This is a genomic window from Spiroplasma endosymbiont of Dromius quadrimaculatus (assembly GCF_964031155.1).
In the GTDB taxonomy this organism is placed as follows: Bacteria; Bacillota_I; Bacilli_A; order Mycoplasmatales; family Nriv7; genus Nriv7.
Genome location: NZ_OZ035010.1, coordinates 892,291 through 915,980 on the forward strand (window position 1 = coordinate 892,291; position 23,690 = coordinate 915,980).

29 protein-coding genes are annotated in these 23,690 nt (G+C 24.2%); 1 reads left to right on the top strand and 28 read right to left on the bottom strand.

The features are described from left to right. Positions 1-148: 148 nt before the first annotated feature. From AAHM88_RS05015 to AAHM88_RS05025, 3 genes are all read right to left on the bottom strand, one after another. Positions 149-1,015, bottom strand: a complete 867-nt coding sequence (locus AAHM88_RS05015; RefSeq protein ID WP_342262429.1) for an Mbov_0401 family ICE element transposase-like protein — start codon at positions 1,013-1,015, stop codon at positions 149-151. After that, on the bottom strand, positions 984-1,532 hold the full coding sequence (locus tag AAHM88_RS05020) for a hypothetical protein (RefSeq protein ID WP_342262430.1): 549 nt from the start codon (positions 1,530-1,532) through the stop codon (positions 984-986). Before AAHM88_RS05020 ends, AAHM88_RS05015 begins: the two co-directional genes overlap by 32 nt. A 358-nt stretch (positions 1,533-1,890) precedes the next feature. Continuing rightward, positions 1,891-2,454 (bottom strand): type IV secretory system conjugative DNA transfer family protein, encoded by a 564-nt coding sequence (locus AAHM88_RS05025; RefSeq protein WP_342262431.1) that lies wholly within the window; start codon positions 2,452-2,454, stop codon positions 1,891-1,893. 226 nt (positions 2,455-2,680) lie between these two features. Between AAHM88_RS05025 and AAHM88_RS05030 the strand changes: the two genes are divergently transcribed. Further along, complete coding sequence (locus tag AAHM88_RS05030; RefSeq protein WP_342262432.1) at positions 2,681-3,157, top strand: hypothetical protein; 477 nt, start codon at positions 2,681-2,683, stop codon at positions 3,155-3,157. Between the two features lie 63 nt (positions 3,158-3,220). Here the strand turns inward: AAHM88_RS05030 and AAHM88_RS05035 are convergent, their stop codons facing one another. The 25 genes from AAHM88_RS05035 to AAHM88_RS05155 all read right to left on the bottom strand — a co-directional run bounded on the left by AAHM88_RS05035 (position 3,221) and on the right by AAHM88_RS05155 (position 23,618). After that, positions 3,221-4,309 carry a DDE-type integrase/transposase/recombinase gene (locus AAHM88_RS05035; RefSeq protein WP_342262433.1) on the bottom strand — a complete coding sequence of 363 codons (1,089 nt, stop codon included), beginning with the start codon at positions 4,307-4,309 and terminating at the stop codon, positions 3,221-3,223. 76 nt (positions 4,310-4,385) lie between these two features. After that, on the bottom strand, positions 4,386-4,814 hold the full coding sequence (locus tag AAHM88_RS05040; RefSeq protein WP_342262434.1) for a hypothetical protein: 429 nt from the start codon (positions 4,812-4,814) through the stop codon (positions 4,386-4,388). Between the two features lie 56 nt (positions 4,815-4,870). Next, positions 4,871-6,751: a hypothetical protein gene (locus AAHM88_RS05045; protein WP_342262435.1), complete on the bottom strand. Its 1,881-nt coding sequence runs from the start codon at positions 6,749-6,751 to the stop codon at positions 4,871-4,873. Then, entirely contained in the window at positions 6,744-7,130 is a 387-nt protein-coding gene (locus tag AAHM88_RS05050) for a hypothetical protein (RefSeq protein ID WP_342262436.1), read from the bottom strand. The genes AAHM88_RS05045 and AAHM88_RS05050 overlap by 8 nt, the downstream gene beginning before the upstream one ends. Positions 7,131-7,156: 26 nt before the next feature. Beyond that, positions 7,157-7,411 carry a hypothetical protein gene (locus AAHM88_RS05055; RefSeq protein ID WP_215825736.1) on the bottom strand — a complete coding sequence of 85 codons (255 nt, stop codon included), beginning with the start codon at positions 7,409-7,411 and terminating at the stop codon, positions 7,157-7,159. Between the two features lie 2 nt (positions 7,412-7,413). Continuing rightward, a complete protein-coding gene (locus AAHM88_RS05060) occupies positions 7,414-7,740 on the bottom strand; it encodes a hypothetical protein (RefSeq protein ID WP_342262437.1) in 327 nt (108 codons plus the stop codon). A 13-nt stretch (positions 7,741-7,753) separates the two neighbouring features. After that, positions 7,754-8,743, bottom strand: a complete 990-nt coding sequence (locus AAHM88_RS05065; protein WP_342262438.1) for a hypothetical protein — start codon at positions 8,741-8,743, stop codon at positions 7,754-7,756. 31 nt (positions 8,744-8,774) lie between these two features. Continuing rightward, positions 8,775-9,014, bottom strand: a complete 240-nt coding sequence (locus AAHM88_RS05070) for a hypothetical protein (RefSeq protein ID WP_342262439.1) — start codon at positions 9,012-9,014, stop codon at positions 8,775-8,777. Positions 9,015-9,056: 42 nt separating this feature from the next. Then, on the bottom strand, positions 9,057-9,290 hold the full coding sequence (locus tag AAHM88_RS05075) for a hypothetical protein (RefSeq protein ID WP_342262440.1): 234 nt from the start codon (positions 9,288-9,290) through the stop codon (positions 9,057-9,059). 155 nt (positions 9,291-9,445) lie between these two features. Then, positions 9,446-9,658, bottom strand: coding sequence for a hypothetical protein (locus AAHM88_RS05080; protein WP_342262441.1), 213 nt, complete (start codon positions 9,656-9,658; stop codon positions 9,446-9,448). Between the two features lie 168 nt (positions 9,659-9,826). Next, on the bottom strand, positions 9,827-10,039 hold the full coding sequence (locus AAHM88_RS05085) for a hypothetical protein (protein WP_342262442.1): 213 nt from the start codon (positions 10,037-10,039) through the stop codon (positions 9,827-9,829). A gap of 13 nt (positions 10,040-10,052) precedes the next feature. After that, on the bottom strand, positions 10,053-10,352 hold the full coding sequence (locus AAHM88_RS05090) for a hypothetical protein (protein ID WP_342262443.1): 300 nt from the start codon (positions 10,350-10,352) through the stop codon (positions 10,053-10,055). 59 nt (positions 10,353-10,411) lie between these two features. After that, positions 10,412-10,741: a hypothetical protein gene (locus tag AAHM88_RS05095; RefSeq protein ID WP_342262305.1), complete on the bottom strand. Its 330-nt coding sequence runs from the start codon at positions 10,739-10,741 to the stop codon at positions 10,412-10,414. A 248-nt stretch (positions 10,742-10,989) separates the two neighbouring features. Beyond that, positions 10,990-12,555 carry a type IV secretory system conjugative DNA transfer family protein gene (locus AAHM88_RS05100; protein ID WP_342262444.1) on the bottom strand — a complete coding sequence of 522 codons (1,566 nt, stop codon included), beginning with the start codon at positions 12,553-12,555 and terminating at the stop codon, positions 10,990-10,992. 4 nt (positions 12,556-12,559) lie between these two features. After that, on the bottom strand, positions 12,560-12,958 hold the full coding sequence (locus tag AAHM88_RS05105) for a hypothetical protein (RefSeq protein ID WP_342262445.1): 399 nt from the start codon (positions 12,956-12,958) through the stop codon (positions 12,560-12,562). A 67-nt stretch (positions 12,959-13,025) separates the two neighbouring features. Next, the gene (locus AAHM88_RS05110; RefSeq protein ID WP_342262446.1) at positions 13,026-13,772 is read right to left on the bottom strand and encodes a plasmid recombination protein; all 747 of its coding nucleotides are present in this window, start codon (positions 13,770-13,772) and stop codon (positions 13,026-13,028) included. Between the two features lie 129 nt (positions 13,773-13,901). Continuing rightward, on the bottom strand, positions 13,902-14,174 hold the full coding sequence (locus AAHM88_RS05115) for a hypothetical protein (protein ID WP_342262447.1): 273 nt from the start codon (positions 14,172-14,174) through the stop codon (positions 13,902-13,904). A gap of 447 nt (positions 14,175-14,621) precedes the next feature. Then, positions 14,622-15,125 (bottom strand): ECF transporter S component, encoded by a 504-nt coding sequence (locus tag AAHM88_RS05120; RefSeq protein ID WP_342262448.1) that lies wholly within the window; start codon positions 15,123-15,125, stop codon positions 14,622-14,624. A gap of 3 nt (positions 15,126-15,128) precedes the next feature. Continuing rightward, the gene (locus AAHM88_RS05125) at positions 15,129-15,533 is read right to left on the bottom strand and encodes a site-specific DNA-methyltransferase (RefSeq protein WP_342262449.1); all 405 of its coding nucleotides are present in this window, start codon (positions 15,531-15,533) and stop codon (positions 15,129-15,131) included. Positions 15,534-15,610: 77 nt separating this feature from the next. Next, positions 15,611-15,766 (bottom strand): hypothetical protein, encoded by a 156-nt coding sequence (locus tag AAHM88_RS05130; protein WP_342262450.1) that lies wholly within the window; start codon positions 15,764-15,766, stop codon positions 15,611-15,613. Positions 15,767-15,913: 147 nt separating this feature from the next. Continuing rightward, the gene (locus AAHM88_RS05135; protein ID WP_342262451.1) at positions 15,914-18,577 is read right to left on the bottom strand and encodes an Mbov_0397 family ICE element conjugal transfer ATPase; all 2,664 of its coding nucleotides are present in this window, start codon (positions 18,575-18,577) and stop codon (positions 15,914-15,916) included. Positions 18,578-18,737: 160 nt separating this feature from the next. Then, positions 18,738-21,818 carry an Mbov_0399 family ICE element protein gene (locus AAHM88_RS05140; protein WP_342262452.1) on the bottom strand — a complete coding sequence of 1,027 codons (3,081 nt, stop codon included), beginning with the start codon at positions 21,816-21,818 and terminating at the stop codon, positions 18,738-18,740. Between the two features lie 117 nt (positions 21,819-21,935). Then, positions 21,936-22,172: a hypothetical protein gene (locus AAHM88_RS05145; protein ID WP_342262453.1), complete on the bottom strand. Its 237-nt coding sequence runs from the start codon at positions 22,170-22,172 to the stop codon at positions 21,936-21,938. A 238-nt stretch (positions 22,173-22,410) separates the two neighbouring features. Then, positions 22,411-22,641 carry a hypothetical protein gene (locus AAHM88_RS05150; protein ID WP_342262454.1) on the bottom strand — a complete coding sequence of 77 codons (231 nt, stop codon included), beginning with the start codon at positions 22,639-22,641 and terminating at the stop codon, positions 22,411-22,413. Continuing rightward, positions 22,632-23,618 (bottom strand): hypothetical protein, encoded by a 987-nt coding sequence (locus AAHM88_RS05155; RefSeq protein ID WP_342262455.1) that lies wholly within the window; start codon positions 23,616-23,618, stop codon positions 22,632-22,634. Before AAHM88_RS05155 ends, AAHM88_RS05150 begins: the two co-directional genes overlap by 10 nt. Positions 23,619-23,690: the final 72 nt, after the last annotated feature.

Consider the following 23,690-nt stretch of genomic DNA (forward strand, 5'->3'; position numbering starts at 1 on the left):
ATTTATCTATTAAAATAAAACTAACTAAGAAAAAGACAAACTTATCTTTTTTAACCATTTTTATCATAACACAAAATTACAAAATTGCAAACGAAAAATAATAATCCCAAAAATTATTTAATAAATATTTATTGAATTTTTTTAAATTTTAAATAAATGCTTGTGCTTGTCGAGAAATATTATTATTTATTAAAAATTGGTAATTATCATTATTTTTAAAATAATAACTATGTTCTTTTTGCAGTTTTTTATTTAACTTATTAAGATAAAACTCAATTAAATTAACCCCGTTTTCTTTCGCCATTTTCATTGCAATCATATTTTTGAAAACTTTTTCACTATATGATTTAGAGCCATATCCTTTTAATCATTTTACATTATGCGAAATTTGTGATTCAGTGCATGACCCTTTATATCAATCTTCTTTATAAACCTTAATTCCATCTTTTCTTTTATTAATATAATTAATAAATTTTTTTATATCTTCTTTTTTATCTTTCAAAAATGGATGTTCTTTAATGTTCTTAATTTTTATTAAATTTTTTAAATATTTTATCGCTTCATCAGGGTCGCCACTTTTAAATAATTTATTCATATCTCAATAAATTTGTTTTCTTATTTTTTCGTTATCAGTTAAATTTTTAGTAAGTTTTCTTCTTCGATAAGGAACTATTGTTTTTAATTCTTTCATTAGGTGAAATTCATCTAAAATATAAATTGCACCAATTTCATTAGCGAATTTTTGAATTCATGTTGCCCCATCTCCTGCAAGAGTTAATTTACAATTTTCAATATTATAATTTTTATGTAAAAAATGTAAAAATTCTTTTTTATATTTTTTAATAAGATAATATTTATTTTTTACTGATTTCATTACGATAAAAATCTTTTTATCTCTTAAAACATTTTTATTTTTAGTGCTTTTTATTTCATCATATCCAGTGTGGAAATACGCTACTCTAAACATGTTTTTTTCTATTTTTTTATATTTTGTTAAAATTACTAAAAGAATCATCAACACCAGCATATAAATATGGTGTTTGAACATTGATTTTTTCTGTCTTTGTTTTTAATTGTTCTTTAAATAATTTAGCAAAATCAACTTCTTTATTAATATTTGTAATTGACATCTTAGATATCTTTAACTTCGGAAACATATCCTTAATATCTCTTTGTCTTTTAGCACTATCCATTTCTTTTCAAATTGATATTTTAACACTTAAAATAATTGTTTGATTATTTTTTAATCCAATTGATTTATTTAATAAAGTTGTTGTTCTAAATTTATTTTTTTCATCATCATAATAACGGAATCTAGAAACTTTAATTATAATATTACCAAAAGGAGTTTTCATAGTTTTATCTTTTTTTCCTCATAAAATAAAACCATTTTTACCATTACAATTTTGTTCTCTTAATTCTTGATCAAGGTTTTCATATTTCTCTTTTAATTTTTGTTTTTCTATGAAATTAACATCAATATTTACTTCTTCAACAAAGTTTATATCTTTTATCAAACTATTTAAAAACATATATTTTTCTCCTATAAATCATCATTGCATGATAGTAAAATTTTATACTGCTTCAAATAATTTGTCAGCAGTCATAGTCATATTTTTATTGAGAGAAAGAGAGAAATTAATTAACCTTCTTATTCTATTTTCTTTTTGTTTATTATTAGTTATTTGTTAAATAAATTCATTGCTTGTCTTCATTTAGGCATAGTTTCCCTTAGGAATTGGTTTAATTAATCACTTGCGACTACTCTTCTGCCCCATGTAGTACTAATTTAATTAGTTGATTAACCTTATCAGATATCCTCCCACTTCGTTTATTTTTTAGTGTTCCAGCTTGACCACTTTGTGAAATCTTACTATTTATAAAAAATAATTATTCCTTTTCAGAATAATTATTGGTTTCTTGTCTTTTGATTAATTCTATTTCAAGGTTTTTGATTTTTTGTAAAAGTAAATTTATCATTGTTTTATTTTGAATAGATTTGTAATTTGTATTTTCATACTCTCTTAATTGCATTTTTAAATTATTAATATTTGTTGTAATTTCTTCTGTTGTTAAATTGGCAAATTCATTAGTTTCATTTTCTTTCATTTCTTTTTTATTATTTTTAATATCATAAAAATATTCTTTATTGAAATTGATATATTCAATTTCTTTTAATTTAAATGGGTTTGTTTTTTCTGATAACTTTAAATCTTTTCATAGTTTTAAAGTTATTTTCATTGGGTTATAGCGTGATATTTTAACAATTCCTTGTCTTTGTTTTAAATTTGCTAACTCACTAGTTAACATTAGCGGATGGCTTTTTAAATTTTTTGAAACACTAATATTGCTTTTATTTTCATTGATACTAATTTGTTCGATTGTTTTTGTACCAAATAATTCGCTATAATATTTAATTGTTTCTAAATCGTTGGTGTGTAAGAAAATATGCATTCCACAATTATTTAAAATAATTTTTGTAATATACCACAGACTTATGACAAACACAAGAGATTTTTTAAAAAAGGGACAAAAAATTATAAAATAATGCGAGAAATTTTCAAAAATAGTTTACAATTAAATTCCAAGGTAAAAAGACTGTAGATTAAAATTTGGAGAAAGGAAAAGGTGTTATTAATTTTATTAATTAGTAAAAATTCACGAAAGGGATTTGATTAATATGAAAAAATTACTAGGAATTTTAGGAACAATAACAATAGCAGGGAGCGGAATGGCGGGACTTGTTGGAAACGCTTCAGCTCCAGCAAAAAATGAAATTAATTATCAAAAGGCTGATAATTTAGAAAATTTAAATAGAAATAAAAGAGAAAATTACAATAAACCAATAATAATTGATAGTTATCAATTAAAAGATTCGGGAGTTTGATTTGAAACATATTGATATTGATTTGGTTATTGCAGACTACATTTTAGTCATAATGAAATTGAAAGCCTTATTGAAGGCGGGCATTCAATAACTGAACTAGCTCAACAAATTGCAGAAGCATTCCCTCCACTAGCACCAGTAGCGGTTATAATTGCTGGATGAGTAACATTAAATTTATGAGGATTAAATTCTTATGATTATGGAAATGGTGCGTGGGTAGCATTTCATCTATTACAGCCTGAAATACCCCTTGGATTTGGAAGTAATTAAGAAAGGCAGTCTCGGAATTATTTTTAAGAAATTAAATTATCACCGAATGGCAGTGCATTTATTTTAAGAAACTAATAGTAAAAATTTTTGCAATTTTTGAAAAGGTGTTTTACTGTTTAAAGATGAATGACGGCGTTCAAAATTATAAAAGTAATAATATTTGTTTAAATAATGTTGAAGCTCATTTTGATTTAATTTTTTATCCTTAGAATAAAATAATTTGGTATAATGTTGATGGAATCGTTCAATCTTTCCGTTGCTCTGAGGAGAACGGATTGGTGTGGTTTCGTGAACAATTCCGTTCCTCGAAAGAAAGGTTGTAAAAGGCCTTTCTTTTACTTTGTATGATTTTTTATTACTTCAGTTAGTAGTAGTAAACTCTGGAGCGTTATCAGTACGAAGGCGTTTAATTGTTATACCAAGTTCGCTAAAATCTTTTATTGCTCTTTGCATGGCATTAATTGCGTTATTGGTTCCTAAACTATCATAAACATAACCAAATACTATCCGTGTCATTTCGTCAATGAAATCATAAATGTAATATTTTTTATCAACCGGAAAATTTGATGTGGTAATAATTTTAGCATCCATTTGTAAAAGACCAATCTCAGAAACTTCATAACGCTTAAAATGGCGTTTTGTTTGTTTGATTTGCTGTTTTAATTCTTTTCAACGAGGGTCAGATTTAATTCAACGATAAAAAGTTTTGATATTTTTAGGAACTTCTGAATTTTTAATATCGTGAGAACCGATTTTTAAATTATTAAATAAAGACCACATTCCACCTGCTTGAAGATTTTTATAATCAAAATATAAATCACATACCTTTTCACGAGAATTTAAACTATATTGATAATTAAGATTTTGTGGTTTTGTAGTTTTAAACAATAACAAATCTAAATTATCAGAATAATAAGCAGTCATAATTTTTTCCGCCCAACGATAAAAGGTTTTCGTTGCATTCTTAAAATATTTTTTAATAAGTTTTGTTAAAGTAGTTTCTTCCATATAAAAATAAGTGCATAAATTTAAATAGGCAGTAATGCGTTTTTTAGTTTTATAGTAATAAGGATTACGGCAATTAGCACTTAGTCAACTTTGTACTTTTGCTTTTAAATCTGCTAAATCAGCTTGGGAAATAATATATTTCATTTTTTAAACTCCTTAAATTAAGAAAACCGTATTACAAAAAATACGATTTTCAAGAATGGTTATTAAATTACTAAAGTTAATAAGGCATTTCGGCAGAAAATGAATTTAAATAAAATATACCTTCTGATTCATAAATAGAAATTTTAAATTTAACTAAGCTATCAACAACATAAGCATTACTTGAATATGTACCATTATTACGATAAAAATTATTAACTTCATCATAAACATTGGATTTTTCTTTAACCAATAAAATAAGGCTAGGATTTGGAAAATAACCACCCCCAACATTTCTTGGAATATCATACGGAATATTTAAACCCTGATTCTTAACTTGTAAGAGATTAGAATTAAAATTATTTTGAAAATAAGGATTATAAATAAAAGCACTCTGTTTAATGCTAGCAAACTCTAAATCATATTTTTTTAAATCATTGCTATTTTTACTACATCCCGAGATAAACATTATACATACTAAATTTAAAGCTGATAAAAATTTTCACATAAATAAAAATCCTCCTTTCAAAGGAATTATATTTTATATAAAAATATTGGAAACATTTAAGAAAACTTTTTTAATATCATTAGCAAAATTGCTAAGGGCACTACAAATTCAAATAACATCTGAAATGCCGGAATAACTTCAAATACTGGGAAAGCAGTTTTCGTAAAATTAATTGTTGTTTTGGCAATATCAGCAAGAGGACGAATTAAAAGATTAATTCCAGAAAGACCAAGTAATCAATTTAACACGCTAACAGAAGCATGTTGAATGCCACACGATATGGCACTAAATAAACCCCAATAAGAACAGCTGGGCGTTGGAATTAAGTCATCCATATTTCCGCTTATTCCGCCACCAATAAAAGCTGTTGAATTCAAAATGTTAAAATCGTATAAAGAATAATGATATTCAGTGCTTTCGTTTTTCTTTTTATATAGTGGAAAAGTTAGTGTAAAAATATTAATTCCATACATGACATCGACTTTAGCATTATAAAAATGCAGTTTATTACTAGTGGAGTTTCATAATTGATTATCATATGCTTTTAACACATTAAAATCTATTTGATAAGAACTTTTACCAGTATTAAAACCATTGGCAATTTGTTTATCTTTAACAAAGAAATAGGAACGAAAAATCATATTCTTACTATTTTCCATTGTTGAACCAAAGTTAATTAAATACTGTTTGGGATAAAAAGTAATTAAGGAACGATAGAAAAAACCCATTTGTAAAACATTTTTAGGGATTTGTTGCATTCCTTTGTAATCTAATTCTACATAAGTAGAGGTATCTGTATCAAAACTCGCATAAAAGAATTGTACAAAAAACTCACCTAAAACTTTATAAATTTTGTTAAATAAACCATTAATAAAATCAATAGTTAAATCTTTTTGATAATAAAGTATAAAATGTTTAAAATCAGCCTTTAATTTGTCATCATAGCGTAAAAAATGGAAAGTATTACCATAATAATTAATTTGTCCGAAAAAGGTGTTGATAAAATCTCTTCCAAAACTTGTTACTGACCCAAATTTTAAAATTGATTTACCATTTTCTAAAAACTCGTTATTACCCACAATGCTACCATGTTCAGTTTTTATAGTAATAACATCACCAAAACTGGAAAAGGAAAGTTCCCTAAAAATAACTTTTTCCATCATATCAGGTTTAGGATATGAGTTTTTGCGACTTAAATTAAATTTACTATTTTGTTTAAAACCATTTAATTTAATTGAAATTTCACTCATATATTTAAAATTATCGTCAAAGAAATTAAAAATTGGGACTCAATATAAATAACTATAATTAAATTTATCAAAATCTCGGCGTTGTATCATTAAATAATCAAGTTTATCTTGAAACTGATTATACTGATATTCACCATCATTTTTAGTTATTACTGTTGGTAATAATTGCTCGTTCTCTTTTTCGGGTAAAGGGGGCATTTCGGCAGAAAATGAATTTAAATAAAATATACCTTCTGATTCATAAATAGAAATTTTAAATTTAACTAAGCTATCAACAACATAAGCATTACTTGAATATGTACCATTATTACGATAAAAATTATTAACTTCATCATAAACATTGGATTTTTCTTTAACCAATAAAATAAGGCTAGGATTTGGAAAATAACCACCCCCAACATTTCTTGAAATATCATACGGAATATTTAAACCCTGATTCTTAACTTGTAAGAGATTAGAATTAAAATTATTTTGAAAATAAGGATTATAAATAAAAGCACTCTGTTTAATGCTAGCAAACTCTAATTCACAACTATTACCACATTGACTGGGATTTGTAGCTCGTTTTTCTCGTTTCATAAAGGATTGTTCCATATTAGGTTTTGGTGGTTGTTTTGTATCAAAGAACACCCCTAATGGCACCAAACCAATAAACATTATAATAAATCAAGAAATAATCTTATGCATCTCATCACGACTTAAAACTCTCTTTTATTGCTTTAAAAGCATGAGAAAATTTATATTCATAATATAATGGACATTCAGAAATATTAATAACTTCTTTTTGATGTTTTCTAACTACTTTATTAAAATAAAAACGCTTAATAATTAACTTAACAACTGTCATTAACAAATAAACCATTAATAATCAAAAATACACCTTAAAAAATACATTTTGAAAATCAAACAATATAAAATCTTTAAAAAACTCATCTGTGTTAGTTCTAATTCTTGTTAAAAATACTCAAATTATAACCATAACAGTATGAAATATAATAAAAAAATGCACAAAACCTAAAATGCTTTTAAATCATTTAATACTTAATATTTTCTTTAACTTTTTCATTTTTTAACTCCTTTCAAAGTATTTTTTTATTCAGTAGGTCCTCTTAAAATTAAATATATTGTTGATAAAATACAAATCGTTCCTAAAATTTGGAAAATCGGATGTTGGGAAAATAACCTTATCATTGGTTTAAACAAATCTAAAATTTTAATATTTTTTGATAAAACTTTATTAAAATATTCTAAACCCTCACGCACATAGGCTCATAAACCTAAAAAATCACCTAAAGCAAAAATAGAAAAAACAGAAACAAGAATAAATAATATTATTAATTTAAACACATTTATTTACTCCTTTGATTTCACGATTTAAAATTTTTATTTTGTCTAACTGTGGTAATTTGGCCGCTTTTTTTGTGGTGAAAATTACCAACTTGTTTGTTGACTCCTCAATTAGCAACTGATTTTTGATATTTTTTACGAAAACCAACTTTTGGTCGTTCAATATGAATACCTAAAATACCACCAATTACAAGATTTATCACAAGCATAATTAGCGGAAAAATAATAATGCGAATATCTGTTCCGGGAATGGTTAAAGTTCAAATTAAATCAAAAACTTTATAAAACATATCGCCAATCAAACTAGGCATTTTTTCTAAGTTTTCCATTTTTTAAACTCCTTTACTTGTTTTTCTTCTTCAAATTATTTTTTAACTTAGTAAGTATCTTACTGAATTTTTCCATTTTTAAATATTCTAATGCTTCAATATCCATTACATTATCATTTCAAAATTTATGCTGATAATTATCATTCAAAGCACGATTACTTAATTCACGCAAGAATGATAAATATTTATTATCATAAAGGTTTAAAATTGATATCGGAATTTTCAACTTAAAGAAATAAATGTCTAATTCCGGAATGCTACGATACTTAATTTTGCGACCTTTTTTATCATTTTTAGCATTAATTAAAGTTAATCGTCATTGCTCGTATTCGCTTACCGATTTAAAAGTGCCATAAATAACTTGTAAATAAGGACGAAAGATACTAACCGGTTTTTTTCTAATGCCAACAATTATTGAATTCGCAATATCACGAACTTTAACCCATATATGTTCAGCTCGTTGTCCACTTGCTAATACGATATGGGTAAATTGGCGAGCCGAAGCGAAATATTCTTGTAAACCTTGGGTTACTCTATCATTTTCTTTATAATCAGTTCCTTCTAAAAATAAGTTAGTTTCATCTCATAACAGTAAATGTTTTTCATCTAAAATTGGATAATTATAATCTAAAAGTGACATATGCCCTAATGAAAGCATTTGTTTATCTGTAATCGGAAAAGTAGAAATCGTTTTTCAACCACTTAACAAATAAGAAGCTAAAACCATTAGAGCAGTTTTTCCTGTCCCTAAAGCACCAATAACCAAATTTAAAGGTGAATTTAATAGAAAATTAACAAAATTACGGCGAGCAAAGAAATGAGAAATTTTAGTATATAAAATATACAAAGCAATTAATAAATAAATAATATCAAATAACATTCGTCAACTTTGAGGATTATAATAATACAAAATTACACCATAAAATCATGCAATAATAAATAAAGTGCGATTTAAAGCCACAAAATCATATAATCTTAAATTTATTTTCTTAAACAATAGCATAACTTAAATCACACTTTCTTTATTTTTATTACTATCTACCGGGCATTAATTTTTCAAACATTTTAAAAGCAATTAAAAATAAACCAATAATTACTCCAAGCAAGAAAACTCAATATGTAGCAAAAAAATCAACAACATTTGGCATATTACCACCAATAATATCGGTTCAAATGTGACCAAACGCTCCAATTAACGCTTTTCATAATTTAGTAACCGCTTGTTCACCAGTAATAGCTACTGTCGGTGCATCTACTAAAAAAGTTCCAAACATACAATCACCTCCCCTCTAAACAAAATATTTATTCTATATTTATTAACAGAAATAAGATTTAACTTTATAAAATAAAATAACCATAAATAAGACAATAATTACTAATACCAGTCAAAACGCAATATTTGCTATTAAAAGTCAAAGTAATTCCTTAGTCAAATCAATTTCTTTATCTCCAGTAATATGAACCGGAATAATTGTAATTTGGATAAACAAATCTCAAAAAGTCTGTTTAATTTGTTCTCAATTTAAATCTTTTCAAACAGCTAAAAACATAATAATTACCGCTTAAAAGGTCAAAAGAGTAGAAAAATAATTGCTGAGAAGAGCATTATAATTATTAAAATTGAAAACAAAAATACAACTTGGGGTGGTAAATCGGCAGTTGGATAAATTAATTCAATTAACTCAACAATTATTTTTTTAAACATTTAACAACCAACTTCCTTAATTAATAACATAGCATCAATAAAAACCCACACATCATGAAAAATATCTATCTCTACATGACCAACACCATAATCACGCGCTCATACACGATTAGGTTTAGTATTGTTATCACCATTAATATATACAGATAACTGCGATACTCTATCTATCTTTTGTTCTTCTTCAGAAGAAGCAATACCATACCATACTTTCACTTTTTTCTCCCTACCTTTTAATTTATCTTTCCTATTTTTAACATTTTTTTAATTTTTTTAATTTTTCTAACCCTTTTTGTACTTTTAATTCGATTAATTTTATTTATTTTTGTGTTATAGTTAAATTTAGTCATATCTATATACTTTTAAAAATATTCTAAATATTTTTTATTTGTTAATTTCTTCTCCATCTTTTTCTAATAAATTTTTCTTAAATTTCGCAATAAATATTCGTTGTGAATAAGTAAAATCTTTTGGCAACTGCTTTGCTTCACTACCATATTTCTTTTTATCTTTAAAAAAACGATAAATATTAACTGCAATATAATATGCTAGTAATAATGTTAAAATCGTAAAAAACACTAGTCCAAATATACTCATCTTTCTTTTCTCCTTAATTTTTTAATCTTTTAATATGCAATATCAACACACAAAGTCAATTATCACCGACTAAATCAGTTCTAACAGATTCAACCGCAGATTTAGACACTCAAATTTTTTGTTCTAATCCAGTTTTTTTATTAATAGAATATATAAACTCTTGACAATAATCTTTGCCAGACTCATCCACATTAACTCACATTTTCATTTCTAAAACTCCTCAAAAAAATTGCAATAACTTAGTTAAATAAACTCAACTAACATAGATAATTAACGGGCGGAGCATACGCTTTCCGCGCCGTTTAAACACCATAAAAACTAACTAAAATATTTTTTTATTTACCCCTATTCTTAAAACACCGTAAAACATTTTTAAAATGAATTTTTAAAATAATCAAAACTTACAACCTTTTTATCATATGCTTTTTCAGCAACAAAAAAACCTAACAACTCATGACCTAAAATCAAACTAGACTCTTGACCTTTATCATTAATAAAAACTAACCGATATTCACCATCTCTAATTATTCCTATACAAATAGAATTCTCATATTTTCCTTTATAAACAAATCGTTTCGAAAACCAAATACCAGTAGATTCATACAATCACGGAATTGCTGGTGCTTTAATAAGTACTGCATTTTGTGTTTCTTTTAAAAGATATTTTTCAGTATTTAAAAAAATATTTTCAATATTTCTCATATACATACCATCCTTACAATATTTAGTTATATTAAACTAAGTTATATTTAGCTTAGTTATCTAACTAAGTTAAATATTTATTTTTTTAAACATTTATGTTTAACAAAATTTGTTAGTAAACTTCGTTTACTAATTAACTTAGTTTATTATTATCAAGGCACAAAAAAATACAAGGCATAACTAAAAATAATAAATATTAATTTAACCTTATATTTCTTGTAATAAATAAATGAGCTCATATTTATTTATTAATTAACAGCAAGTTTGTAAAAACCAAAATCTTGTCATATGTATATGGTTTCTACATTTAAAATAATTTTTGCTATTGTATCACCATAATTTAATTTTAATTGGTTGATATCTTGTAATATTAATTGAAAAAAGATGTTTCTATCGCGTGAAATGCTAACTCATCTTTCAAAATTATTTATTTTTGTTAAATTAGCAAATTCATCTAATATAAAATATACTGGTTTTTCTAATTTTCGTTGTGTTGTTTTACTTGCGTGATTTGTTAAAAATTGATAAATTTGACTAATTAATATTGCTATTAATTTATAGTAATTATCATTTTCATCGCTAAATATAATGTATAAAACTGTTGGATATTCGATAAAATCATTGTAATTAATGTCATTTTGGGATGTTAAATTACGAATAAAATCATTGTTAAATATTTCTAAACTTTCATAAATAGTACTCAAAATACTATCTAGTGTCCGATTTTCTTTACTATCAACCAAAGCCTGGCTCGCAGTGATTTTGGCAATGCTGGTATTTTTTCGATTATTTAGTCATTCAACTAAATCTTTTTTAAAACTAGCGATTGCTGCCACTGATGCCATATTAAATTTGTTAAAAAATAGTTCTTGGTTTAAAATTTCTTCGATTTCTGTTGTTAAATTATTTTTGTTTATTTTATCTTCATAATCTTCTAATATTGCCAAAATAATTCCTTGAATAATCATTCTTGCTGAATTATTTCAAAATTTATTTTCAATATTTTTATTCACAATTAACATATGACTAAATGTTCTAATTTTATCTTGGTATTTTATTTTTCATTTTATTTTATCTTTTTCATTATCTGTTATTATCATTTTAATAAAGTCATCATAAATTATTTTTAATGGATTTCAAGTATTTCCTTTCTCTAAATTACGAAAATCAACAACTTTTATTTTATAACCATTTTCCTCTAAAAACCCACTGGTTAAATTATATAATTCCCCCTTAGGGTCGGTTATGATCATAGTTGGTTTAGCGGTTGATTTTCCGTTTAAATAAATTGTTGGTAATACTATTCCTTGTGTTTTTCCGCTTGCTGTTGAGCCAACAACAACACTATGAATATTGTTTTTTAAATTAAACAATAAATATTTTTTGTTTTTATTACAATTAAAAACAAAGCCTGTATTTTTATAATTATCTTTGATATTAACTTTTTCACTAATATCATCAATTTCTTTTATACTTAATCATTTACTATCTCCAAAATCTATTTTATTGGTTGTTTTAATTGCAGTTTCTTTATTCTTCACTTTACTAAATAAAACAAAATAAAAAAATCAGCAATAAAACGCTAAACTTAATCCAACTGTTATTAATAATCCGTATTTACTTTTAATTATATAATTTCATCAGGATAATATTTTAAATTGCTTAATTTCGTTGATAAATATTGTCATTTGTTTTCAATTATTAAAAATTGAATAACCTATTCCAAATAATGTTAAACAAAAAATAAAAATGATTGGAACAAAACATAAACAAATCAATAAACTTATTTTTTTCTTTTTTATTTTATTTCACATATTTTTATAACTCTCTTTCTAGGCTGCTCACCAAATCATAACCTTTTTGCATAATCGGATTGATTTTAAAAACCATTTCATTAAATTCTTGTTCAATTAAACTCATATTTTTAAAATCTGCTGTTTTTGGGTTAGCAACAGTATTTATAATTTTGTAGTATTTCATTTTTTCTGCTAAATCTAAATATTTAGTTAACTGGTTTATTTCATAATCTGTAAAATTATTTTCATATCTTAAATATTGTTTAATTTCATAAATTAAACTATCATAATCATCACTAATACTTTTAATTTTGTTAAATTCTTTAATATTATCTTTGGTTGACTTGTATTCATCAAATAGATTATTAATTTCATTTTCTAATTTATTTCGTTCAAATTCTTTAACTTGTCGAAAATTCATTGCATTATAACTACCTTTACCGCCATTTTCACCAGGTTCTATTTCATAACCTGCTTTTGTTAAATAATTAGCATGGGTAGCGATGAAATTTGTTTAGTAAATCATCTTTTTGTCTAATTGTAAAAAAACGATTACTACCACCAAAAAGTTTATTCTGACTAATTGTATATCTTTCTTCATTAAGTTTTTTTGAAAAACCTTTATTAATTGGAATTAAATCAAAATGAATATGGGGTGTTGTTTCGTCCAAATGGACTGCTGAATATAGATAACCCATATCTGTACCAAGATTATTTTTCATTCATTGTTTCATAAAATTTATTTCAATATTAGCTCATTCATTTAACTTTTTTCAATTAATACTTTCAAAAATTAATTTTCCCATTTTACGAGTTCCAGTAAATTGATCTCATACTTGAATATCTGTAAATTGACATATTCCCATTTTTTCAAATCATTCTTGCCTTGTTCCTGGCAAAAGAATGTCTATATAAATATTTTTCTTTTCACAATGATTTTCAAAACTTGTTTTTTGTTTTTTACTATATTTAATTTGTTGTTTGTCTCAATCATTTTCTAATAACTTCATTATTTCATTTCGTTTTTTCTTTGTAATTTCAAAAGCTTTATTATTAGTTATTTTTTCTTTTATGCCATTAACATAGTAAAAATTATATTTTGTAAATTCAGGGTTAACATTTTCAGGTATTTTAATTCTAAAATTATGCCGTATTAATTTATCAACTGAACCATTAATATATTTTTGATATTTTCCAATGGGCGGTGATGACCTAAATTTATATTCTTTTTCCATATTTTATTCCTCCTTTTTTGGAAATTTTTACCCTTTAAAATTTGTTAAATTTAAAAAGCCAAAAGTCCACTCATTATATCTTTTGGCTTTGCCAAAAAATATCAAAAATTTCATTTTTATTTTGTCTAATTAATTGTCTTTTTTCGGAAATTTATTACCATTAAAATATTTTAAATTTTCTTGGTGTATTTGTTTTTTCTCGGCTTTTTTAATTAAACATTGTTTATCCATCGCCAACAAAAAAGGGTGCAGTTTTTCTCAATTAACCTCGCCCTCAATTTTCCCATTTTTATTTTTGATATAAAAGTTTTGATTTTTAAAAATTATAATAAAACAATATTCCTTATTATATTGTAATTTACAATATTTATTATTTATATTAATACTTGCATAAGGATACAATAAATCTTTTATCCTTAACTCAATTCATTTACTACCTTTATTATCATAGGACGCATAAAGTTTTGTTAGGTAGGAAAAGGTTTAAATAATTTTGAAAGAAAAGTAACTAAAAATTGATTACCTTTTTATTTGAAAAATAAGTAATAAAACAAAATATTTAATATTAACAAACATAATCTCAATAAAAGATTATAGAAACTAAGTAAAATGCTTATAAAAACAATATTAAAATAATTTTTTACAACAAAAAGCATACATAAGAAATGTATACTTAATTTGAATATTGAAATAATTTATAGTAAATGATTATTTTTTCTTTTTTTAAAAATACCTAAGAAAACTAAACGCGACCATTATCATAATAAGGTTTTGTTAAAATTAAATTACTTGTCATAATTTGATAACTTATATATTTTTCTGTTTCTTTCATTTTGATAGTTCCTTTCTCTATAAAATTATTTTTACTCTTTTTATAATTTTTAATGTTAATAAATAAAATATTGGCAAGAATATTGTATTTGTAATTAATATTCCGATAATTATTTGTTCTATATTTAAAACACCTAAATTTAATCAAAAAAGCACAAAATCAATCGGAAGATAAATAATTATGTTTGCTAATAAAATTAGAATAATTTTAATAATATGATTTATTTTGATTCAATTAATTAGTTTAATTGAAATTGCCAATAAGCCTGTGCCGATATTTCAACATAATGATCCCACAGTAAAACCTCATAATGTTAAATCAGATAGAAAATGGCCCATAAATCCGACTAATAAACATCAATATCAATTTAAAATAAATCCGCTTAGAAAAATAGACATTAAAAATAATGGAATTGTTGTTCTTGGAATAATTTGGATTCGCATAGTTTGCGATAATACAACCATCATGGCAATTAAAACTGCCACATAATTTATTTTTTTAATTAATTGAAAGTTATTCATTTTTTAAAAACTAAATTTAAGTTGTATTTTCTTTAATCGCTTTTGTATCATTGCAAAGTAATTATTATTTATTTCACAACCTAGTCATTTTCGGTTTAACTGTTCACAAGCATACGCAGTTGTACCACTGCCTAAAAAACAATCTAAAATTAAATCATTTTCTTTGCTATGTTTTTTAATCAAATCGCCAAATATATTTAATGGTTTTTCTGTTGGGTGTTTTGTTTTTTTATAAGCTGAACCTATTGGGTTTTTAAATATTGTTTTTTTATTTTCATAATTATTTTGATAATTTGGAATTGGGTGTTTTTTAGAATAAATAATCATACAATATTCTTTATCTTGAAAAATAAAATTGTTAGTTGGCATTGGATTTGTTTTTTCTCAAAAATAAAAATCAAAATTCATATTATTTTTATAAACCCAAATAAGTATTTATATCAAATGAATTATGCAAATTATTATCATAGATAGCATTAATATATTTATTTATCATTTATTTGCTCGTTTTTTCTTTTTGGCAAATTATATAAATAAGGTGGATCAGTTAATATTAAATCAACGCTATCATTTTCTAAACTTTTAATAAAAACTAATGCATCACCATTTATTAATTTTCCTAAATTTGTCTTAAATATCATTAACACCACCACCTTTCTAAAATAAAAAAATGTTTTCTTTGCTATTTTTAAAAAATAGACAAAAATAAACATTTTCTTTATTTTTTATTAAAATTATGTAAAAAAATAACTAAATTTAATCATTTTTTAAGTTATTTTTGCATTATTTTAATTATCTTTTTTTCCAAATCCTGCTTTTTCTTTTTTGTTTGCTTGGATTTCAATCCGATATCTTTCAAATCCTGAAACAAAAAATAGCCCTTGTCCTTTTACACTACGAGCAACATAATCTTGTTCTGCTGATGTTAATCCGCCATAACTTTTATATAAATTAATCACTTTTTCTAGGTCGTTAGGTTTTAACCCCATAATAAACGAATATTGACTATTATTAATAATTGCTGTTGTTTTCTTTAAAACGGTTTCATTTTCTACAAAATCAGCGATGTTTTGTGTTGCCACAACCAAAGCACCATTATATTTGCGAATCCTTTTTGTCATTTGGTACATAAAATTTAAAGCAACTGGGTTATCTTTATCGATTGCTAAATGAGCCTCATCAACAATTATCACTATTTCATTATCATCTTTGAAACGATTTTCTTTTACTTCTTTTTTGATAATATTTAGCATTAAAATTAATTGTGCTGCGTTTGTTTTTTTGTCGTCTAAGTCAAACAAATTATAAACATCATAAACAAAAAAATTATTTTTAAATTTTATCGTTGTATGTCCATTTCAAAGTGCTTGATATTTTCCATCATTTAAAAAATCGGTTGCTATTAAATCCATAAATTCTTTTAAAAGTTGATTTTTATTATTAATATATTCTTTTTCTAATAAGTCATAAAAATCACTCATAATTGGAAAATCATTGTTATTAATTTTGTTAATATCGCTATTATTTGTAATGTTAAATTGGTGATATAATAATTTCAAATATTTTGTTAATAAATTAATTTCTCGCCCGTTAAAATCAGGATAAAGTGTTTTGAATCACTGCTCTAAAAATCTTAAATGATTTGATAGGGGTGATGAATTGGTATTTTCTAATTCATCAATAAAGTTATTATCTAAAATTTGTAGGGGGTTTATTTTTCCTATCGAAGCATCTCCTGCGTCAATTCAATTTCCATCATAATAAACACATAATGGTTTGTATTCTCGTTCAGGGTCAATAACAATCACTTTCCGTCCCATCATGATATGATGATTTATTATTTTTTTTAACAAATATGTTTTTCCCATTCCTGTTGTACCGAGAATAAACATGTTGTGGTTTGTTCTTTTGCTCGTAATTTTAAATTGATCTCACAACACAACATTCCCCATATTATTTGTTCCTAAGTACATTCCTTGTTTATCGTGTAAACCAATATCAATAAATGGAAATGATGCTGCTAGGGTGCTTGTTGGCATTTCTCGACCATATTTTTTTATTATGACCTTATTGTTATAGGGTATAAAACCTTTTAAACCATTAAATTGTTGATATCACAATGGATTAGGTTTAATATCCATTTCTTTTAATGCTTTTGTTAATCGTGTTTGTGCCTGTAATAATGTTTTTTTATTTGTTCCATAATTTAAAAATAAAATATTAACATTTTTTAATAATTCACCACCACCATTAACCTCATCAATTAAATGGTAGTATGTTTCTAATTCATAGTTATTTTCATTTGTATTAACATATGATTTTGTCATTACTTGTCGTGTTTGGGTTGTTTGAATGGCACTGTTGATTGCTTTTTTTGTTTCATCATAATTTAAAGGATTTATATTTCAAATAATAGTTTGCTCATTTGAAAATAAACAAGCCCCTCATAAATCGTTAATAAATAAAGGATAGTCCTGAATTGTATTAATTGAATAATATAAATCATTTGCTATAAAATAATTTTTTTTAATATTTAGGTAGTTAAATTGCAATAATTTTGCTAAATTATCTTTATTTTTATTAAAATCTGTTTTATTTAATGGTTTTTTATATGGATTTCACATTAATTTTAAGATTTTTGTTATTTCGTAATTAGATAAAATATTACAATTAATTTTTCCTTTATATAATTTATCTTCTAAAAATAATATTTTTTCATTTAAATCTTGTTGACTATTTCCGTACACAAAAATAAAAAAACATTTTTCGGTTTTTATTTCATCGTTTATTTTAATTAATTCTTTTTTTAAAAAAGCAATATTATTTTTAATTTGTTTTGTAATTTTTACAAATTGATTAAAACTAATTTCTTTGTTTTTATAACGGATTTGCGTTTTTTTAATTTGTTTTTGTAAATATTTAATGTTATCATCAAAATTTAATGGTAATTCCAACTTTAAAAAAGTTATTGGAAAATTAGCAAATTTAAAAACATCTTGCAAATCTCGTAATCTTAGTCTTTGCTCTTCACCGCTTAATAAAGTAATGTCAAATCCTTTTATTTGAATTGCTCCAATTAGCGTCTTTTTTAAAGTACCTTTTAAAATTCCGTGAGTTGTAATATGGTTATTACCAATAACTTTATTATATGGCACCAGTAAACTTGTTTTGTTTTTACTATATTTCTTACAACTAAATAGGTAATTTATTTTATAATATAAGCATTGTCATCCTTTTAAATTAGTTTTTTTATTTGTAATAATTAGTGGTAAGCTAATTAAAATCATTATTGATGATGATAATAATTTTATTCATAGTTTTCATTGAAAACCAAATATAAACATAATTGTTAATCCAACTCAAACGGCAATTATTAAAACATCTGTTATTGTTATATTGCGTCAAAAACGATATTTGGCATCTTTTAGTTTTTTTGGTATTACATTTTTCATATTTTGCATCTCTTTCTTTTAAATTAAAAACGACATTTAAAATGCCGGTTTAAAAACTATTTTTATAATAAATATTTTTAATAATAAAATAATTTTAATTGTTAATTTGCCCCTTAAAATGCGTAATAAGGATATTAAATAAAAGGGGAATAAATAGATATTATTTATTGTTTTTTTGTTTCCTTTTTGTTTTTTCTTTTTTTCCCCCCCCAATTTTTTTATTTAATTGATTTTTAATGATAATTCAAGTTATAAATCCACCAACTATCCCACAACTAATCAAAGTCATAAAAAATAAATTAACTGGTTTTCGTAAAAACTTTTTTCATCCTGTTTCATTATTTTCATTAGGATTGGGGTCTATTGGTTTGTTTGATTTTTCTGGTTTATTTGGATTATTATTCTCTCCATTACCATTATTTCCATCGGGATTATTGAGATCCATTGGTTTATTGGAAATGTTAGGTATAATTCCCTCTGTTGGGGTAATTTCATTTGGTTTATTGGGGGCATTTTCTGATGTTGGGTTGTTTGTTAATTTATATGAACCACTCCCAATCACTTTTAAACTATTATCCAAAGCATAAATAGTAATTTTTAACTCAGCACCTTTATTTTCTTTGATTTTTTCCATAAATTCCTGTAATTCATTATCATTAATGTTAATTTTTTTACCATTTAATCCTTGCAATGATATTTGATAATCAATATCTTGTACTAATATTTCATCTAATTTATTAATCTTAAAACCTTGTTTAATATATTCCATAATATAATTATTAAAAATATTATCTTTTGTTTTATTTTTAAAATTATATTCTTGATTTTTATACTTAATTTTACTTAAATCAATGACTTTACTTTCATCATAATTTAAGTTGTTAATAACTTTAAATTGGTTTGTTTCCCCAATTAGTATCATTGATGTATTTAGTGTTTTAATTCTTATCATTGTTGCTTTTGTTTGTTCTTGTTGATTAGTTATTAGTTCATTTAAATCATCATCAGTTAATTTTTGTCATTGCTGATTTTTATATATTTGAATAATATAATCTTTGTTTATTATTGCTAATAAACTGATTTTATTTATTTCTTGTCAAACATATTTATTAATTTTATCTCTAATAGTTTTAATATCTTTGGCATTCATTTTTAAAGCACTAATATTTAAATCATTTAGCGACTTAAAATTATTGATACTTTCATTGACTGCTAAGTGATTACGAATATCAGAAACATAGTCTCGTCAATATGATAACACTGCTTCATAATTTAATTTTGCTAAATCATTGTCTGTGTTTCACTTTTTATAGTTAATCATGTAATTTTTTAGATGTCTTCCTTGTGTTGTATTTCAAAAATCACTCGCATTTTTATTATCAACTGAATTTAAAAAATACTGATAATTTGAAGTTTTATTTTTATCAACATAGATAAATTTGTGTTGATAAAATGGCGTTTGAGTATTCCCATTTAAATCATTAAAGCGTTTTTGCTGAATGATAAAATGAAATCAACCAGCACTGGTATTAACATCACTAGTTTTGTTTTTTTCTAATTGATAACCATTTTCGAATTTAGTATTTAACTTTTCATTCGATAAATAACGAATAACTTTTTCAATGTTGTCATTATTGTAAAAATTTTCAAAACCAGCTCCGACGGCACTTGCTTCTGCTAAATAACCGATATCATAATCATTAATATTACTAGTTTTTATTAAATTTCCATCTTTGTCAATTGGATCTAATGGAAAGGGGCTGTTAGATTGATGTCGAATTCAGATTAATTGCTTTTTTGTCCCTGTTTCTTTATTAATTTCTTTATCATAATTAGGATTTTTGATTGATTTATTTTCATTGCTAGGGTCTTTGATAAATTCATTTGTTAGTTTTTCATAGTCAATATTCTTTGGCCCTCATCCCATTAATTTTAATTGTAATGATGGGGTAATTGTTTCAATTAAAATGGTTAACTTAAAATTACCTCCAATATCTCCATCAATTTTGGGGTTTGGCCTGTGGATAATTTCAATTTCATATTTATTAACTTTTTCTTTATCATCAAAAGTATATGTGTATAAACCATTAACAGCGTTTAAATTAACCCCATTTATTTTAACGATATCATAATCAGGATCATTGTTGTTTTCTTTTGGTTCAATATATTGAAAAAATGTTGTTGTATGATATTTTATTATTCCTTTATTATATTTATTTTCCTTTCCCTCACCATTATTGATAACTTCTTCAACATCATTAATCATTTCAATGCCCTTTTCATCACTAATTTTTCCTGGTGTTATTAAAATCCGTTCCTGAATTTTACTTTTTCAATATTTCGCACTTAATGAAAAATTGAGTTTTGTTTTAAAAACTCAATTTTCTCATTGTTCTGTTAAATGATTAAAAATATTAAAACTTGTTTTAAGATAATAATTATTATTTTCTGTTATTAAGGCGTAATTTGGTTTAATAAGTTTTTTTCATTCAATTATGCTTCCTTTTTTGCTTAAAACATTAAATATTTTATTATCTAAGATAGTTTTAATTGCATTTCAATTAGTTTTATCTAAAATATTGGTTGATGTATCACTTTGATAAATGATTGTTTGCTTTAACTCGTTTTCGATTCTATTTTTGGCATTAACAATATTATAATCGCTATTAAAATTTAAAGGTGTTTTAAATTCTCATATTTTAGAACTGCCATTTTGGTAATTTTCAATATTAAAACTTGTTTTAAGATAATAATTATTGTTCCTTTTTTCTAATTGATAATTTGGGTTTAAAAATTCAATTCATCCCTGTGTATCATTATTATCATTTAGTGCTTTTCTGATTTTTCTATCCATTTCTGTTTTAATTTGGTTTCAATTATTAGCGCTTTGTGGGTTATTATCAATATTAGAATAATAACTAAGTTCTTTATTTAGTTCCTTTGTTAAATTATCTTTCATCTCACTAAAACTAAAACTAGTATTAAAAAACAAACTATTAACTTTTAATCAAGTTTTAGCTCATGTATTCATTGAATTTCATCCATTACCGGCATAAGCATAAACTAGAAAATCAATTTTAATTTGATTATTTTCTAATTGGTATCTTACCTCCACTCATCCTTTCCCCTCGTTTTGTGTATAACCCGCATAAGAATTAAATATTCGTGATGTTTTTTCATTGGCACTTATTTGACTTAAATTTATATAGTGATAAGCATTATAATCAATCATATCTGCCATACTATGATCAACATATCCTTCATAATCTATTTGAATCTGGGAATACTTATTTTTAAAATCATTTCAATTGCTGGCATAATCTAAAATATTAATATAATAATATGGTGATTCTACTTTTTATGTATAAGCACCACTCCAAGTTCCATCAGTTTCAACATAAATATCATCATTTCAATTAATATTTTTTGTAAAACTTGGGGCTGTAGGGTTAAAACTTTGCTTTGCATTTTTACTGATAATTTGTTCTTGCTTTGATATCAAAAATTTATCATTGATGGTTGATTTAAAAATAAGTGGTTCACTTATACCGATTGTAGCTGTTAATAACAATGGCACCAATATAGTTTTTTTCATAGCATATAACCTCCTTTCTGTTTTAAAAAACTATATATAACTTTTAATCTTATATAAGATGCAATCTATGAAATAAAAAAGTATTAAATGAACTAGCATAATAACAAATCAAATTAATCATTCACTCGTATTGTAATTTTTAATTAAATATATTGAATTTGTTGCGAAAAAGTATATCCCAGTTAAAAACTTGCCAATTCGAAAAACACATATTAAAAATTTGAATACTTTTTCCACTTTATTTCAAAGTTGGATATATTAAACCAAATCATAACCCAATCACTAACACAAACAACACCAAACAACCTATACTAACATAAAATATTATTTGGCAAGTTTTTTTGTATTTCGTTAACTCAATTTGTTTTTTCATTTTTTGCACTTTAATACCCAGAAACTTTCATAAACAACCAAGCAAACCAATTACAGCAATGGTTCCCACCATTCCGATTATATTGTTTAACATCATTTACACTTCCTTTCTTTTTTATCTCTTATTTGTGGTAAATAACTTGTCAAGTATTCGTTTCAAAATTCTCATGTTTTTGTTTGCATGTTTTGTTTCGTTAATAACCAATATGCAAATCCCTCTGCCAATAACTCATCATCATCACTTAATCCATAATTACTGTTGGCAAGTATCTTTAACACTTTTTCTTTGTCTAGTTCTGCAAATTTATTTAAGTTATTAATTTTTTGTGCTAAAAATTGCTTTAAATAAAAAATATGATTGATTTTAAATATTTCTCAATCATAAAAATAAAAGATATGTCCTAATTCGTGGATTAAAATATGAAAAAAGTTATTGGTTGTAAATTGTCCTTTGTGTCATTCATTATTTATTGTTTTTTCAAATGTACAAGATAAAATCTTTTTGTTTATAGAAATAGTTTGGTGATTATTTGTTTGTCCCAAGACATTATTATCACCATCAATCACATTTTTAATTTCTATTTTCCTTAAAATTTCATTAATATTTTTTTTATTTCAAATATTAGCAACAAAATTATAAAACAATAAAATAAGTTGTTTTAAATTATCTTGATATTTTTGACAAATCTTATTAAGTAAATTTTGTCAGTAATTTTGTTGTTCTAATTTTAAACAACCTTGTAGTTGTTTAAAAGTACTAAATTCTTTTTTAAATTTAATTGCTAAATTATTATCTGCTTTGCTTAAAAAAGCATTTGTTAGATGTTTGATATTATCTGTCTTATATTGATTAAAGAAAGTTCCTTTATAACCTCGCTGTTGAATTAAAACAGGGTGGGGCAAATATCTTTTTTCTAAATCAATATTGGTTTTTAAATTAACTTTTAACTCATTTTCTGTATTGAGCGAATGCAGAAATGGTTTGTTATTTGCAATATTATCACAACTAAGCAATGTCATTGTGTTTGTAAAGGATAACGAAAATATCGTCAACAAACTAAGTAATTTTTTCATCCATTTTTGTATTTCCTTTCTATTTTGACAAAATAAAAACCAGTAATTTTAATTAATTACTGGTTTGAATAG